Source organism: Vibrio sp. RM-69-4 (genome assembly GCF_024743775.1).
GTDB classification, from domain to species: Bacteria; Pseudomonadota; Gammaproteobacteria; order Enterobacterales; family Vibrionaceae; genus Vibrio; species Vibrio anguillarum.
Genome location: NZ_JAMQXI010000037.1, coordinates 26150 through 41757, shown reverse-complemented (window position 1 = coordinate 41757; position 15608 = coordinate 26150). Strand labels below are relative to the sequence as shown.

Sequence of the window (15608 nt, the reverse complement as noted above, 5' to 3'; positions counted from 1 at the left end):
CGACGTTGGTTGTTGAGGCACCCAGCACCAGTAGTGTGTAACCAAGAGCAAAAGCGCCGTAGGCAATGGTTAATGAACGATAAGCGCCAAGGAACTTATCGGCAATAAAACCACCAGCGATCGCAAAAAGGGGGCCAATGGATGAAAATGCTCCTACCACCATCATGGTATCGGCTTCGTTATAATCCAAATCTTCTAGAAAAAAACGGGTTAGGATAACCATTACCCCGTAAAATGATAAGCCAAACATCATTTGGCAGAACATCATTGATTTATTGAGTTTATTCCACATATTAATCTCTCCATGTAGTGGATTTTTAGAGTTTATTCCTGTGGATTTTATCATCGGTAGTTATAAATAAATTGAAACAATTATCGCAGAAACCTTACTTTATACACGAGCATTTCTAATGCGTGGCTATCGTTTGAGTAATGTTTAAAAAGCGATTGTTTATTTTATTTTTTGACTCAAGCACTATGCACATGTAGGAGTATTTACGTGTTACCAAACCATACGTTTTAATACTGCTGCTTTCTTGATGTCGATTGCTATGACACAAGTCTTATGGTGGCTGGAATGGAGAGAGAAAAATAACGATGGTAGCCGAGCATCTTTATATCGTATTAGGTAAACGACTTGTTGATCAGCAATTAACATTAGAAGGGCGTAGCCGTGTTGATGGCCTTGTTAAGGCGTTACAACGTCATGACATCGATCATAGTGTCATTGCTTTATGTGGTGGGCTCACGCTAGGGCAACAGATTTCTGAAGCGAAGGCTATGTATCATTATCTTCAATCGGAACTTACTCGGCTCAATGTGTCACTTTCGAATAACCGCATTTTGCTGGAAGAGTACTCAACCAGCACGGTAGAAAATATCGAAAACGTCGCGTTAGAGCTGCAAAAAAACGGTGGTATTGATACGCAAAAAACATTACCTGTCACTTTCATTTCTAACGACTATCACTTGCAGCGTATTTTTGAAATTCAGCAACTAATGGATGAGCAAGGGTTACTGCGAGTGCTTAAACAACGCTGTGAAATGATGGGGATCACGCTGGCTATTTCACCGGATCTGCACGATCACCTAGCGGTGAAATACCCTTATACGCATTTAGCCGTGGAACTGTTTCTATTGGCCGATCAACTAACGACTTACCGTGTCTACCTTGAAGGTGTCGTGGCGGGCTCATTTTTGCGCGATCTCACGCAAGTGAGAGCCATTCCCTACCAAATCGCATATGAGGCTATTTTAGCGATCAACCATAAAATCGCAGACAACCCAAAGTGGGTTTTTGTTCGCTGTCTTACGGATTTATTGATGCAATGTATCAATGCCACAAAGGGGGCGTTAAGTGTCAGTGAGATTCAACCTTATCTCATTTTGTTCGACAGCAACTTAACGTTATTGAATCGATATCTTGATCCTGAAAACCCATGCGTCGGACGCTGGTGGCGTCAGGGATAGTAACAAGCGAAATAGATGAATCAAAGAGACCCCGCAATGCGGGGCCTTTGCTTTTTAGTCAAGCGACTTATTTCCTGACCAAAAACCGTTTTGAACAAAACAACGTGTTAAGCCGTTTCTAACGTACGCTCTTTGACCACGCTTAGACGCTCGCCATAAATTGGACGTAGTGCTGCCAGTACATGGTTACGAGTTAGCATACCGACAAACTTGCCATCTTCAAGGACGGGGAGATTTTGTGGTTTGTTCACTTTCATGCTTTTTGCGCGCTCTTCTAAAGAGAGTGAGCTAAAACGAGTAGCAATACCCATGCTAGTGGTGGGGTATAATTGTTCTTTATCGATACATAAAAATTCGGCGATATCAATCAGACGGTCAGATGCATCGATGGCGATAACATCGCGGCTCATAAGATCCACCACTTTTTGCCCTTCGGTAGGGAGGTAGTCTTGGCACCATAAATCCACCATGACATCGTGAGCTGAGAAAAACCCGACCAAACGACCAGCCACATCAACCACAGGAGCACTATCGAGCTGGTTATCCAGCAACATATCAATCGCTACTGCGGTTGGCATTTCCACGCCTAGAGTTACAGGTTGGGTGTTCATAATGTCTTTAACTGTAATTGTTTTATTCATTTTCGTTTCCTTCACTGACGTAATTGTTGCTGTTTCCGTAATAGTGCTAATGTTTGCGGCTTTAAGTTGTGGACGGCGGAAAATAGACCAGTTGGCGAGACCAACCAACACAGCACCGCCGACAATATTGCCCAAAGTCACTGGGATAAGGTTTGCCACCACAAATTGATGAATGTTCAAATCTGCGTAATGAGTGGCACTGATACCGATCTGTTGCCAGAAGCTCTCTGGTGCAAAGTTTTGAATCACAATGCCTAAAGGGACCATAAACATGTTGGCTACGCAGTGCTCGAAGCCGCTAGAGACGAACATCGCCACAGGCAAAATTGTCATTGCGGCTTTGGTCATTGCATTGGCTGAGCTAAACGTTAACCAAATCGCAAGACAAACCAGTAAGTTACATAGCACCCCAAGAGAAAATGCTTGAACAGGTGTATGGTGCAGTTTGTGCTGCGCGATGTTCAGCGCATTCAACCCCCATTGACCATCATCCAACTGATAGAGACCAGCCCCAGTAACTAAAAGCAGTAAGAACATGGCACCAATGAAGTTACCGATATAAACCTTGCCCCAAATGGATAACATTTTGCTAAAGCTGATTTGTTTATTGGCCCAAGAAATGCTCGACAATACGGAACTGGTAAACAGTTCACCGCCACAAATCACGATTAAAATCAGCCCCATGCTAAAGGCTAAACCACCCGCTAACCGACTGAGCCCCCAACCAGCGTTAGCACTGCCTGTGGTGACAGTGATGTAGAACAAAAATGCTAAGCCGATAAAAGCACCAGCCATAATGGCAAGGCTCAGTGTCATACCGCTACTTTTCTTGGCTTTGCTTAATGCAAATTTCTCGGCTTCTGCCATCATCTCAATCGGTGAGAACAGCTGTTTATTTTCAGAGTAGGCTGCAGACATACACGCTCCCAAAGCTCAATTTCATAATTACCTCCCAAGTTCAAACAAAGCGTCATGCCTTGCTTCCCATACAGACTAACGAACGGGTCATGAAGTAGTAAAATTGATAATTTTTAGATTACTCATCAAATGAATTGATATGAATAAATGAAAGAGTAGAATGAAACCGTTTGCGCATATTAACTCCCTTGAAATTAAAGGTGTGGCGCGCAGTAGATGAAAGCTAAATAGGAAAAGCAGTGCGGTATTCACTCAAACAATTAGCAGTTTTCGATGCTGTTGCCGATAGTGGCAGCGTCAGTCAAGCTGCGGATAAATTAGCGTTAACTCAATCCGCGACCAGTATGTCGCTAGCACAATTGGAAAAAATGTTAGGTCGCCCTTTGTTCGAAAGACAAGGAAAGCAGATGGCATTAACTCATTGGGGAATGTGGCTTAGGCCGAAAGCGAAGCGTTTATTACAAGATGCTCAGCAGATCGAAATGGGCTTTTATGATCAGCACTTGCTTAGCGGTGAAATCAGTATGGGGGCCAGCCAGACCCCTGCCGAGCACCTCGTTCCAGACCTTATCAGCATTCTTGATAACGATTTCCCAGAGATGCGTATTGAGCTTGGTGTGAAAAGCACCAAAGGGGTGATCGATGGCATCCTCGACTACAAATATGACCTTGGTATCATTGAAGGTCGATGCGATGATAACCGTATTTCCCAAGAAGTGTGGTGTCGAGATCACCTAACAGTGATAGCTTCGGCTCATCATCCTTTTGCCAAATGTAAAACGGTGAGTCTTGCACAGCTTGAACAAGCCAAATGGGTGTTAAGAGAACACGGTTCTGGCACTCGAAATATTTTTGATAGCTCGATTCACCATCTTATTTCCGATTTAGATGTGTGGCGAGAGTACGAACATGTTCCTGTGCTACGCAGTATGGTTGCGAATGGTCCGTACTTAACTTGTTTACCTTACCTCGATGTAGAACGCTTTATTGAGAATGGCCAACTGGTAGCGCTCAATGTGCCTGATCTGAATATGGAAAGAACGTTGTCGTTTATTTGGCGAGCAGATATGGCTGAAAACCCGTTGGTTGAGTGCATTAAGCGTGAAGGACTGCGCATGATGAAAGGACGACCAAGCGTACTTTAAGCTTGTTAATCTTGGTTATGATTTACTTTGTTACTTCTCAATATGGGGTGTGATAAGTGAAGCTGTTGAGTGTTCGCATTTAGCATCATGCCACACACCCTCATCACCTAATCTAACGCTCATGCTCGATTAAAAAGCACTTCAAATGTGTTGATTTATCGTTTGCGTCAACATTTCAATGAAATAAGTGCAGTCATTGCATTTATTTCATGACTTAGGTCACTAGTCATCTGTGGTTGAAGCTTTTAATATCGGCACTTGATTTATTGATGTCGCTATAGCAACGGCTTGTTAAATGACAGGCAGATAGCGGCTAAATGAGGGCGCTATGAGCACACTATTTGCAATTTCACTAACGACAGGCATTCTTTCTGGTGTTTGGGGCTGGATAGCCGTTTCGTTAGGCTTACTATCATGGGCTGGCTTTTTAGGATGTACGAGTTATTTTGCCTCTCCAACCGAAGGTATTAAAGGTCTTGCAGAAAGTTTGATAACTAATATCAGTGGCGTTTTTTGGGTAATGGTCATTATTCATTCATCCAGTTTGGTGAGCTTGGATATTTTGGGTTACGTTGTCACTGCGGTAGTGGCATTTTTAATGTGCATTCAAGCGTCGAAAGCGTGGCTTGGTTATATCCCTGGAACCTTTATTGGCGCTTGTGCCACTTTTGCTGCTGGTGGTGATTGGCAACTGGTTATTCCATCACTTCTATTAGGTGGCATTTTTGGCTTTGCGATGAAAACAAGTGGTATGTGGTTGCATCAACGATCTAACCAGCCAGCGCTGAGCGACTGCGCAACTATTGAAACGCGTTCTAAGTCCTCAACTTGTTAATTTATGTTTAAGACTAATGCTGGTGAAATCTGCATTGGTAAAGGTTACCCCCAATTGATCCGTATCGATTCATCAAAATTGTTGATATACCCATTCAATATAAGATTAGTCACATATAGCGAAATGGGAATGATACGAGGCACACAATCATGTGTGCCTTTTTTTACGTGTGGCCATTGGCCATCGTAATCACGCGTTTTAGTGTCCAGCGCAACAGTACAGGAATAAAGTCCACACCTTGTTGTTCACAATGGGAAACTATGGCAAGCGCCAAATCAGGTTTCGCGTGTTTTTTCAGCACACGTGTGACCACTTTTTTCGCAGGGATTGGATGATCGTAAGGTATTTTAATCAAATCTTTGAAGAAGTGCTCAAAGCCATGAGAGTACAGAAAATGTTCGATATCTCGATCGGGAAGTTCGGTTAGGCGGTGTCGTTCTTGATCACCTGTCAGCATACCGCGTACCGTTGACGAATATTTTTTGCCAGCGGGATCGCCATCAGTCACGACATGCCAATCAATGCCAAACGCTTTCGCCACTTTAATTAAGGACTTCAGACCAGACTGAGCAAATTCGACAATTTGTACTCCTTCGGCGGCTAGATTATAGCCACACTGGCGAGCCAGCTCACTAAACAGCCACACCTCAGTTTCTCCTTCAACCAACAACCAACAGCGAGCAAAAAGCACCCCTGAACGATGAAAACGAATATGAAAACCGATACGTCGTAGTTCGTCCTTACTCAATCCACGAGAGATCATCGAATTTGCAATGGTACGGTCAGAAGTACGCACCAAACGCCGAATCGAATGAAGGGGAACAGAGCCAAGCAGATCACCACTGTTCGTTGTGAGAATTTTCTGCATGGGTAATAGTTGAAGTAAACTCCAAGCGCGCGCCAGATGAGTAGGGTGCAATCGACCTTCGGGGTCTTCGATAATCAGCAGCGGCCTAGCGCAACGTCGTAGGTCAGTTGGGCCTTTGGCTTGCAGATAAGCATTGAGTAAGCCCATCAACAGCAAACGAGTTTGCTTATTTTTAGTCTCTTCAACAAATTGGCTTATGTTTTTATCGGCGGTTGGGCTGGAATAGACTAAGCTGTCACGTTGCTGTCTTGGGTTTTTACGTGTCTGACTTTTGAATGAAAAATAGTGATCAACTAATACATTCATTGAGTTAAGGCTACTTCTCATCTCGCCTTTGTTGACATGTCCAGGAATGGCCAGTAAACGACGACAGGTATTATCAATGCGTTTTTCTGCGCGAGAATTTTTACCGTTACCATTGACGAAAGGTCGCTCGAAACGCCGTGAATCTTTCAAACGGATCACTGGGTGTAAGCTCATCAGCTCTTGCGCTAATTTTTCGGAATGATGCAGCGGTAGTGGATTGCCTTCGAGGTCTAAAAACAGGTAGCGAGTGGTAATATCATATCGCTCACGAGTGGCACTGATGCGATAGAATATCCGTTTCGTACCCGTTTCATCTTCAACCCAAATCGGCCTCAGCTTACGATAACGGCCGGATCGAGATTCATTTTTATCTGTAGAAACAAAGCTTAAGACAATTTGTAAATGCTGAGTTTGAGGATGAGCGATAGAGTAATCGACGTGGAAATCTTGCATTTCAAATTGATAAGGTACACCGTTGGCTGGTAGCACTACTGATAAGGCGTCCAACAATGAGGACTTACCCCAAGTATTTTCACCGATCAATGTGGTGAGTTCATCAAAAGCGAGCGATAAACGTTTGATTCCTCTGAATCCGGAAATTTCAATTCGCTCTAGATGCATAGGCAGACTCCTTTTATAACTCAACAAGTTAGCTTCTCGCTGAGTCTGTTTTTCTTTAAGCATAATGGAAATTATGCAGATAAGTAGGCTGCTGGCTCACATATCAAGTGTTTATGTAGGGGCAGCCGAATGAGACAAAGGCTACAAAGCGTGATGAGGTTGACTTAGCGTAATTATATTTTCAAACTCGTTTCATAAAAGTCACGATTCTGTCATGATTCTTCAGCTAGGATAGAGTGGAAAAAGAAGAGAAAGATAAATGATGCATAAAAAGAATAGACCAGCATCAATTATGCTGGCACACATTAATGACACTCACTCATATTTTGAACCGACATCGCTGCAATTGACTCTCCACATCCAACAGCAGACTTTAACACCGTATGTAAGCGCTGGCGGTTTTGCACGAATTGCAACACGAGTTCAGCAATTGAAAGAAGATGCGGTGCGTATGAAGCGAGCCTTTGTATTTTTACACGCTGGGGATTGTTTCCAAGGCACGCTCTATTTCTCGCTATTTAAAGGTAAAGCCAATGCGGACATGCTCAACGCATTGAATCTTGATGCGATGGCATTAGGCAATCACGAACTGGATATGGGTAATGAACCCATTGCCCATTTTGTTAAACGTATTCAATTTCCATTGCTAGCTGGCAATTGGGATCTTTCCAATGAAAGATCGAATAAGCCTTTTCCAATAGCCGGTAGCTCGCAAGTGATAAGTTATCAACCTCAAGGTAAATACGCTCGCTGGATAGAAAAACAGGCTGGTGATGAAACGATTGCAATTTTCGGCTTGTCACTCGATAAAATGGCTGATATTGCCAACCCAGATCTCGATACTCCATTTATTAACGCTATCCAAACGGCAAAAAATACGGTTGCTGAAATACGCGCTAAAGGGATCAACAAAATTGTTCTACTTAGCCATTTAGGTTATGAAGCGGACATTGAGCTCGCACAGCAAGTGGAAGGCATTAGTGTTGTCGTCGGCGGGCATAGCCACCGATTACAAGGTGATTTTAGTGCACTAGGGCTGATGAAAGATGATGAGTATGGTTTAAGAATTAATGACACTTATGTCGTCCAATCTGGTTATCATTCTTTGAGCTTAGGTCATTGTTATATCGACTTTTCAGCCGATGGCAAAGTGAACAAATTTCAGGGTCGTAATGAACTGTTACTTGGCCGTCGACTGTTTCTTGATGCCAGCATGAGCGAAGCGGGCACCGATAACACCCATTTAGCGGCGTGCGAATTTTTAAGCCAACACCCTAATGTGGTGGTGTGTAAGAAAGATCCGCAGGTCCAAGGAATATTGATCGATAAATACATGCCGCGAGTACGTCAGCTGCAACAAAATATTATCGCACATGCTGATTGTTTCTTAAGACACGTCAGAATTCCTGATGAAACTGGGCCGAGTGAGTTGGCTCCTTTGGTGGCTCAATCATTCGTCTATGCCATGCGGCAAAGAGGGCACCCCGTGCAGTTTGCAATACATAACGCTGGTGGAGTCAGAAACTCGCTCAACGCCGGACAAGTTTCGGTGGCAGACATTGCCGGAAATTTATTGCCTTTTGCCGTTCCTATCGGTGTCTACCGAGTGCAGGGAGAAACCTTAATTGAGATGCTTGAAGGGGCGATTAATAATGCGCTGGGCAATGGGGTCGACGGCACAGGTTCTGGCAGTTATCCTTACACCCACAATCTCTCTTTTACTTATGCCGCCGATCGGCCAGTAGGACAACGCATCACAAATGTGTTGTTATTTGATGAGCAAAAAGGTTGGCAACCAATTGATCTTAATAGTTATTATTTTGGAACCTCTTCGGCCTATACCATGAAAGGCAAAGAGGGATATGATGCGATACTGAAAATGAAGGGAGAAGGTTTTGTTTCGAATGTGTCAATGGCCGATGCGTTTATTGAACTGCTGACGGAAAAACCTGAAATACTTAACCACGCAGGAACTCAACCCCAACATCATTATCAGTAACTCGGTTTGACATAAATTTACTGGCATAAACTTTGCCTTTTAACTTTCAGTCTTAACGCATCTTCAACCCGATGAAGGTGCATGAAGATGTGAAAGGGGAAAGTATAATGTGGATTAGAGATTGGTTAGATGCTGCTGTCGTCGTTGCTTGGGTCAGTGCATGGTCTGTATTGGTGTATTTATTACCACTGGCAGGCGTATAAAAATCTAAGCTAAAAAGGAGCATAAATGGCTCCTTTTTTTGATCACGGCTATGGACCTTTGCATCCAATAGGCATAAAATCCGCGCTGATTGGGGAGTAGTCGCCTTTGTTTACTTATCGTCAGCTCGTTAAGCGCATGCTTATCCGGTAAGTATAAATAGCCTTCTGTTAAAAACGGAATGCTTATTTCGACGAGACCAACGCATTCAGCTCTGTTCATTATGAACAGCGGTTTTTGTTTGCGGAAGGTTTCGATCGGTTAATCCCATCTTATCCTTCCGCCTTTGGAGGATATATGACCCCAACAACCTATCTCAGCTTTGCAATTCTGACTCTATTTCTTGTTGTTATCGATATTTGGCAAACCCGTGGCGGTAAAGTCACGATCACTAAAGCGGCCGTTTGGAGCGTGATTTGGTTTATGCTGGCGTTTGCATTCGCCGCGAGTATCTATTTTTTTTGGGATAGTTACGCACCAACCAGTTCATACAGTGCCGAAAAGGCGACGATCTCGTTTATTACTGGTTACTTGTTAGAAAAATCGTTAAGTGTTGATAACTTATTCGTCTTTGCGATTATTTTTCATCAATACGCCGTCCCAGAGCATTTACGCCCGCGGGCTCTATTGTGGGGAGTGATCGGCGCTTTGTGTTTACGAGCGGTGATGATTGTGATTGGTGCGCAGCTGCTTGAACAATATCATTGGTTACTTTATGTGTTTGCATTATTTCTTATGTGGACCGGTATTCAACTTGCGCGTGAGAAAGGCGATGAACAGCTTAACCCAATGCCGGAGAAACTGATTCGACGTTGGTTCAATGTGACGGATCATTACGAAGGGAATGCTTTGGTTGTGAGCCGCAATAAGCAATGGTTTGTGACTCCAATGATGATTGTGATTGGCGTGATTGCTTTTATGGATGTCATGTTCGCATTAGATTCAATACCGGCTATTTTTGCCGTGACCCGCGAACCCTTTTTAGTGTTAGCAGCGAACGTGTTTGCGTTACTTGGTTTGCGGTCTTTGTACTTTGTGTTGCAAGGGATGATGGATAAGTTTATTTACCTAAAACCAGCGCTTTCCTTCATCATGATCTTCATTGGTATTAAGATGATGCTAGTCGGTTCTGCGTGGGAAATTCCGACACCAGTATCACTGGGTGTACTGTTAGTCACTATGATTATTGCGGTGTTGGCTTCTGTCTATAAGCAGAGAAGTCCATTACCTGCTACTCATAAGTCATAATATAAGTAAACGGAGGTAAGTGTTTGACAATACTTACCTCTCTCTTTTATTTATCCTTTATCTAACCGACGATAAAAACATTAATGTGAAAATTTTGTAAATAACTGGTGTTTTTGTTTTTTATTGCGATTTAAATTCACCAAATCAAACTTAATGTGAATAAGTAGTCGATTACCGTGGATAATAAAAACATGCATTGTTATGGGGTTGTTTCATTAGAATAACTAATTTGAATGTGGAAAATTTGTCATTTTTTAACCAAAAAAATATCACCTAGAATTCATTTCAACAAAGTAAGTTACCGAATTAACAGAGAGGCTATCATGGCACAAGCAATGAATATGGGTACGATTACAGCACCTACCTCTATGGATAAAAAAACCTACGCGGTTAACTTCAAAGGATTGATTGCACATTTAGTTGATATTCTGTTTGTCGACCACAGCGAACCTCGCAGCTACTACGCGCATAATTTGTCTGGTCACATGCAGAAAGATATCGGTTTATACCGTTAATTCAATGTGTAGAGATGTAAAAGCCGACGGATTAAATAGTCGGCTTTTTTGTATTTAAAATTTACTAGTTTCACTGTTCATGAAAACAACGGTTTCTGAAAAACAAAGGCGCAAACTAAGTTGCGCCTTTGTTTTATTCGTCAATGGCTATTATTTTTTGCGACAGTATTCAGCAATGATATACATAGATTGGCCATTAGCCTTACCAGAGATCAACTTAGGATCGTCGCTTAAACTGATACCGCGAACCACAGTACCCTGTTTAATGACTTGGCTTGAGCCTTTGATAGGGAGATCTTTAATGATGGTCACGTCGTCGCCTTTTTTCAGTTCTACGCCATTCACATCACGAGGCTTTTCTGCATCATCATCCATACCAATTTCAGCCCATTTTGCAGCTTCTTCTTCAAGATACATCATATCAAGTAGGTCTTGAGCCCAACCCTCAGTGGCCGCAAGGCGCTTAAGTTGACGCCACGCCAGTACTTGAACGGGTTGCTCTTGGCTCCACATGCTGTCGTTCAAACAACGCCAATGGTTCACATCTACTGTTTCTGGGTTCTCAATTTGGCCTTTGCAGACATCACACAACATAACGGCATGGTCAACAGTAACCATAGTGTGTGGCGCTACCACAAATGGAGCTAATGGAGATTCTGATGAACAAAGCTCACATTTTGATTGGCTGCGTTCAAGTAAAGTTGCTTCAGTAGACATAGTACCCACCTTGTAAAAATATGTAAGCGCGTATTATCCACGTTACGACTGGAATTAAAAGGGGAGATGGCAAAAAGCTTGGTATTCGTGAGGGAATTGAACTAAGTCATCGTCAATAGTAAGAAAATGGGCATCGTGCTTTACGCTGTTATTGCCCAAAGGCATAATGAACGCCGTTTTTATGTTTGTATGTAGGTACCACTGTGGAACTCCTTTCCGCTCCATTTTTAGGAAAATCACTTCGTCTCGAAGGTTCAATGTCAGGCTGGCAGCAACTCTATTGGGATAATCAACTGGTTGCGCAATGCGATGCGACAGGGAATATCGAGGCGACAACGACCTATCGATTTCAGTTGTTAAGTGGTGAAACGCCGATCCAATGTGAACTAAATGTCGAGCTGAGTTGGCAACCTTTTAAACTTCGTTATCAAGCATTAGTTAATGGTGACATTGTCACGCAGGGCGAGCGTTCAGAAAAAGACATTGAAAAACAAACACCTTATAGCCCGCCAAAGCCGGAGCGACGTTTTAGCCTTATTGGTCTAGTCTCACTTGGTATGAAAGCACTGAAAAGTGCCAAGCTGATTAAAGTTGTTCTGGCGTCAGCAAGTATCGCAGCCTATTCGTGGTTATTTTCCTTCCAGTTTGCTATGGCGCTTATTGCCTGTTTGGTGTTCCATGAATTTGGCCATATCAAAGCGATGAAGTATTTTGGTATGAAGACTAAAGGCATTTATCTCATTCCATTTCTTGGTGGCTTGGCATTAAGTGATGAAAAAATCAATACACGTTGGCAAGATGTAGTGATCTCAATTATGGGGCCATTTTTTGGTTTGCTGCTCTCGGTTGTGCTGGTTGTCGTGTACTGGATCACAGGAGAGATATTTTTTGCCGGCCTTGCTGTTTTTAATGCCTTTCTCAATCTCTTCAATCTATTGCCTATATTGCCGCTTGATGGTGGTCACGTGTTAAAAAGCATCAGCTTTTCTATGAACAGCACTTTGGGGATTGCGTTGTGTGCTCTTGCGGCGATCGCTGGTGTCATTTTGAGCTATTGGCTTGGATTAACCCTGTTCGGCTTTTTATTGATTATGGGCAGCATTGAAATTGTAATGGAATGGAAGAAGCGTCATCAAAGTCATTTGCTACCTCTGAATCGATATGGACAAATTGTAGCTTCACTTTGGTATGTCAGTTTAGTGGCTGCGCTTATCGCTATTATTTGGGGTTTTGCAACGACAGGGGATGAGCTGCTACAACTGCCATTACGCATTTTAGGTACTTGAGTCGGTACGTTGGCACCTGTAAGCCATGTATCAGAGCACTTTTTGTGCTCATCTTTAAGCGCTTAAATGACATCTTTGTATGAAGAGGCTTCCTAGCGCCGATAAACTGCTAATGACAACACTGCAGTTAATATTTATGAGCGATCGGATCTGTCTCGAAAATGTGTAGTTGGCAGGATCTCAATCGCTGGAACTGACTGATTACTCGCTGCAAGTTGCTACTGTTTAAGTATAGAATGAATCTCTTTTACGATGAATGAGACAAAAAAGCATGGATATTTGGAAGAAGCCAATCGATTTAATAACATTAAACGCCACCTCCAAAAACACCTTGATAGAGCATCTCAATATTATTTATACCGATTATACTGATCACTCTTTGTCTGCGACCATGCCTGTTTGTCACTTTACCCATCAGCCGCTTGGTATGCTGCATGGTGGAGCCTCAGTGGTACTTGCGGAAACCCTAGGTTCAGTTGCCGCGAATTTCAGTGTGGATCAAGAACACTATTGTGTAGGGTTAGACATTAATGCTAATCATGTTCGCGCCATGCGAGAGGGGATAGTTATAGGAACAGCGACACCTATCCATCTTGGTATTTCAACGCAAGTATGGCAAATCAATATCACTGATGAGCGCGAACGTTTGGTGTGCACCAGCCGTTTGACGGTCGCAGTACAAAAAATTCGTAACCGTTCTCAAGCTATCAAGGTTGATTTATAAAATGGTGATTGAATTTTCAGGTGGAAAAATCATCGTAACACCCCATGAATTAGTGGTACGAGTATTGGGTGATCTGGCCATCACGCTACAAGCCCAAGCCGATGCTGTTCAGCTCATTGGGAGAGGGGCGAATGTCATCTCTGTAAATTGCTCAGAAAGTAAATGGTCGATTAAGTTAGACAGCGAAGAGCAAATTCAGCAACTTTCTCAACAACTCGGCTGTAATATTCTTTAAACAGTGATTAAGACTATTGCATAACCAATATAAAATGAGGAAACTATCTCTGTTTTTTATAAACTGAGATTTCCTCTTTATGAGTAGCCCACGACTTCGCGTTCAATTTGAATCCTTATTTGAGCACTTTAACGGCCAAGATGTTGGTGTCCAGCTAGAAGAGATCACCGAGATCCTTTTCTGCACACGCCGTAATGCGCGTATTGTTCTAAATAAAATGGAGGATGAAGGCTGGATAGAATGGCGTCCTGCGGCGGGGCGTGGAAAATTATCCGATCTCATTTTTAAGCGTAGTCGCAGTGATGTCAGTGAAAACCTTGCGCGTCGATACTTAGATGAAGGTAAAATTGGCCATGCATTTTCGGTACTGGATCAAGATGCGGCGAAACTGACGCAAGTGATCCAAAGCTATCTTGGTGTTCAGCATCAAGAAGGTCTGCAAGTCATACGGTTGCCTTATTATCGCCCGCTTTCAATGCTAAACCCGCTAAAATCCATGCGTCGATCTGAGCAACATATCGTAATGCAAATTTTTAGTGGATTAACGCGGCTAGATGAATATGAACAGCTGCAGCCAGATCTCGCACATACATGGGAATCGGTGACAGCAACACATTGGCGTTTTTATCTTCGCCCAGGGGTTCGTTTCCACAATGGTGATTTGCTTACCACCGACGGTGTTATCCAAAGTTTGTGGGAATTGCGATTTCTGAATTTATTCTCTCATCTTGATAGGATCAGCTCGCCCTCCAACTGGGTTATCGATATCTTTTTACAAAAAGCGGATAGTCGCTTACCGCTTCTTTTATCTGAGTCATGTGCCAAGATTTTACTACCAGAGTCCAATCGTAGTGATAATTTTGATTTAATGCCGATTGGTACTGGCCCTTACAAAGTCATTTTAAATGATGAAAAACGCTTAGTTTTGCAAGCGTTTGATGGATATTTTGGATTTAGGCCTTTGTTAGACCGGGTCGAAGTGTGGGTGATTGACGAAGTACATTCTTCGATGGTTTTTCCTAGCTTATCGCATCCGATAAAAACAAAGCGAGGTTCATTTACAGAAGACGTGGATCTTGATCCCGGCTGTACTTACTTGTTACTCAATCGAAAAAATGGCGTCGCCGCAGATGTAAATTGGGCTCGCTACCTTACCAATAAGCTCAGTACTCTCAACCTATTTCGTCAATTACCAGAAGACAAAGTGGTCGAATTGGGGGTGTTACCTGCTTATGGTTTGAAACCGGGCTGGTATCATCAGTCATCGGGAGATGTTGCCGCTACACCGCCGGGCGAGCGTTCGATCACCATTGCATATCATGCTCAACATCCTATGTTTCCAAGCTTAGTGAAAACAATACAGCAGCTGTTAAAAGAAGATGGAATTTCGGTGGAGCTTGTTAAATATGACTTGACGGTTGAAGACACCGATGCTGTCGATGTTTGGGTCAAACCGATGGGAATTGCTAACCATAGAGAAGATGCGTTAGCAGGATGGTTACTTGATTACAGTGATATCGAGCATTTAAGCCGCGCTGAAGATTTTTCGTATTGGTGTCAGTTAGTGGATGAATGGCGCGCCGATCCAAATGCCATATTTCCGGCCAAAGAGATTGGCAAGTCTTTAATAGAAAAACAGCAAGTTATTCCGATGTTCCACTGCTGGTTAGGGATAAGCAAAGATCAATGTGGTGCATTACAAAATGCGAAATGCAATGCTCTAGGCTGGTTTGATTTTAGCAATGTTTGGGTTAAACCAGAGTTATAACAAATCACAGTGATACCCAAACGACTTGGAGTTACAAGTAGGCGGCTTGTCAGTGGCCGTAAACAGCAGAATCTAAATTATCCGTTGTTGCCGTCATTTCTGGCGGCAACA

The 15608-nt window shown here is 43.0% G+C and carries 13 protein-coding genes and 1 pseudogene; 10 read left to right on the top strand and 4 right to left on the bottom strand.

Annotated features, from left to right (window positions below):
- Window positions 1-292: pseudogene (locus NB504_RS06340) on the bottom strand (major facilitator superfamily transporter); the annotation flags it as partial.
- A 305-nt stretch (window positions 293-597) separates the two neighbouring features.
- Between NB504_RS06340 and NB504_RS06335 the strand changes: the two are divergent.
- Window positions 598-1470, top strand: coding sequence for a YdcF family protein (locus NB504_RS06335; RefSeq protein WP_258428505.1), 873 nt, complete (start codon window positions 598-600; stop codon window positions 1468-1470).
- Between the two features lie 107 nt (window positions 1471-1577).
- On the opposite strand, the gene focA is transcribed toward NB504_RS06335, so the two are convergent.
- The gene (gene focA / locus NB504_RS06330) at window positions 1578-3029 is read right to left on the bottom strand and encodes a formate transporter FocA (protein ID WP_026028498.1); all 1452 of its coding nucleotides are present in this window, start codon (window positions 3027-3029) and stop codon (window positions 1578-1580) included.
- Window positions 3030-3268: 239 nt separating this feature from the next.
- Here focA and NB504_RS06325 point away from each other — a divergent pair, with 239 nt between their 5' ends.
- Entirely contained in the window at window positions 3269-4174 is a 906-nt protein-coding gene (locus NB504_RS06325) for a LysR substrate-binding domain-containing protein (protein ID WP_013867825.1), read from the top strand.
- A gap of 328 nt (window positions 4175-4502) precedes the next feature.
- The gene (locus tag NB504_RS06320) at window positions 4503-5009 is read left to right on the top strand and encodes a DUF1097 domain-containing protein (RefSeq protein WP_258428504.1); all 507 of its coding nucleotides are present in this window, start codon (window positions 4503-4505) and stop codon (window positions 5007-5009) included.
- Between the two features lie 163 nt (window positions 5010-5172).
- On the opposite strand, the gene NB504_RS06315 is transcribed toward NB504_RS06320, so the two are convergent.
- Window positions 5173-6804 (bottom strand): ATP-dependent endonuclease, encoded by a 1632-nt coding sequence (locus tag NB504_RS06315; protein ID WP_026028965.1) that lies wholly within the window; start codon window positions 6802-6804, stop codon window positions 5173-5175.
- 259 nt (window positions 6805-7063) lie between these two features.
- On the opposite strand from NB504_RS06315, the gene NB504_RS06310 reads away from it, so the two are divergent.
- From NB504_RS06310 to NB504_RS06300, 3 genes are all read left to right on the top strand, one after another.
- Window positions 7064-8803, top strand: a complete 1740-nt coding sequence (locus NB504_RS06310) for a bifunctional UDP-sugar hydrolase/5'-nucleotidase (RefSeq protein WP_258428503.1) — start codon at window positions 7064-7066, stop codon at window positions 8801-8803.
- Window positions 8804-9301: 498 nt separating this feature from the next.
- Window positions 9302-10252: a TerC/Alx family metal homeostasis membrane protein gene (locus tag NB504_RS06305; protein ID WP_170900230.1), complete on the top strand. Its 951-nt coding sequence runs from the start codon at window positions 9302-9304 to the stop codon at window positions 10250-10252.
- A gap of 323 nt (window positions 10253-10575) precedes the next feature.
- On the top strand, window positions 10576-10767 hold the full coding sequence (locus NB504_RS06300) for a hypothetical protein (protein WP_258428502.1): 192 nt from the start codon (window positions 10576-10578) through the stop codon (window positions 10765-10767).
- Window positions 10768-10917: 150 nt separating this feature from the next.
- Here the strand turns inward: NB504_RS06300 and NB504_RS06295 are convergent, their stop codons facing one another.
- On the bottom strand, window positions 10918-11484 hold the full coding sequence (locus NB504_RS06295) for a PhnA domain-containing protein (protein ID WP_026027787.1): 567 nt from the start codon (window positions 11482-11484) through the stop codon (window positions 10918-10920).
- A gap of 203 nt (window positions 11485-11687) precedes the next feature.
- Between NB504_RS06295 and NB504_RS06290 the strand changes: the two genes are divergently transcribed.
- From NB504_RS06290 to NB504_RS06275, 4 genes are all read left to right on the top strand, one after another.
- Entirely contained in the window at window positions 11688-12770 is a 1083-nt protein-coding gene (locus tag NB504_RS06290) for a site-2 protease family protein (protein WP_258428501.1), read from the top strand.
- Between the two features lie 271 nt (window positions 12771-13041).
- The gene (locus tag NB504_RS06285; protein WP_029388466.1) at window positions 13042-13494 is read left to right on the top strand and encodes a hotdog fold thioesterase; all 453 of its coding nucleotides are present in this window, start codon (window positions 13042-13044) and stop codon (window positions 13492-13494) included.
- A gap of 1 nt (window position 13495) precedes the next feature.
- Window positions 13496-13729, top strand: coding sequence for a DUF3389 domain-containing protein (locus tag NB504_RS06280; protein WP_164996829.1), 234 nt, complete (start codon window positions 13496-13498; stop codon window positions 13727-13729).
- 79 nt (window positions 13730-13808) lie between these two features.
- Entirely contained in the window at window positions 13809-15497 is a 1689-nt protein-coding gene (locus tag NB504_RS06275) for an SgrR family transcriptional regulator (protein WP_017046920.1), read from the top strand.
- The last annotated feature ends 111 nt before the right edge of the window (window positions 15498-15608 follow it).

Bases quoted from the DNA above. Each gene is read 5' to 3' on its own strand.
- NB504_RS06275 (WP_017046920.1), top strand. From the start codon at position 13,809: ATGAGTAGCCCACGACTTCGCGTTCAATTTGAATCCTTATTTGAGCAC.
- NB504_RS06280 (WP_164996829.1), top strand. From the start codon at position 13,496: ATGGTGATTGAATTTTCAGGTGGAAAAATCATCGTAACACCCCATGAA.
- NB504_RS06335 (WP_258428505.1), top strand. From the start codon at position 598: ATGGTAGCCGAGCATCTTTATATCGTATTAGGTAAACGACTTGTTGAT.
- focA (WP_026028498.1), bottom strand. From the start codon at position 3,029: ATGTCTGCAGCCTACTCTGAAAATAAACAGCTGTTCTCACCGATTGAG.
- NB504_RS06300 (WP_258428502.1), top strand. From the start codon at position 10,576: ATGGCACAAGCAATGAATATGGGTACGATTACAGCACCTACCTCTATG.
- NB504_RS06315 (WP_026028965.1), bottom strand. From the start codon at position 6,804: ATGCATCTAGAGCGAATTGAAATTTCCGGATTCAGAGGAATCAAACGT.
- NB504_RS06310 (WP_258428503.1), top strand. From the start codon at position 7,064: ATGATGCATAAAAAGAATAGACCAGCATCAATTATGCTGGCACACATT.
- NB504_RS06320 (WP_258428504.1), top strand. From the start codon at position 4,503: ATGAGCACACTATTTGCAATTTCACTAACGACAGGCATTCTTTCTGGT.
- NB504_RS06285 (WP_029388466.1), top strand. From the start codon at position 13,042: ATGGATATTTGGAAGAAGCCAATCGATTTAATAACATTAAACGCCACC.
- NB504_RS06305 (WP_170900230.1), top strand. From the start codon at position 9,302: ATGACCCCAACAACCTATCTCAGCTTTGCAATTCTGACTCTATTTCTT.
- NB504_RS06295 (WP_026027787.1), bottom strand. From the start codon at position 11,484: ATGTCTACTGAAGCAACTTTACTTGAACGCAGCCAATCAAAATGTGAG.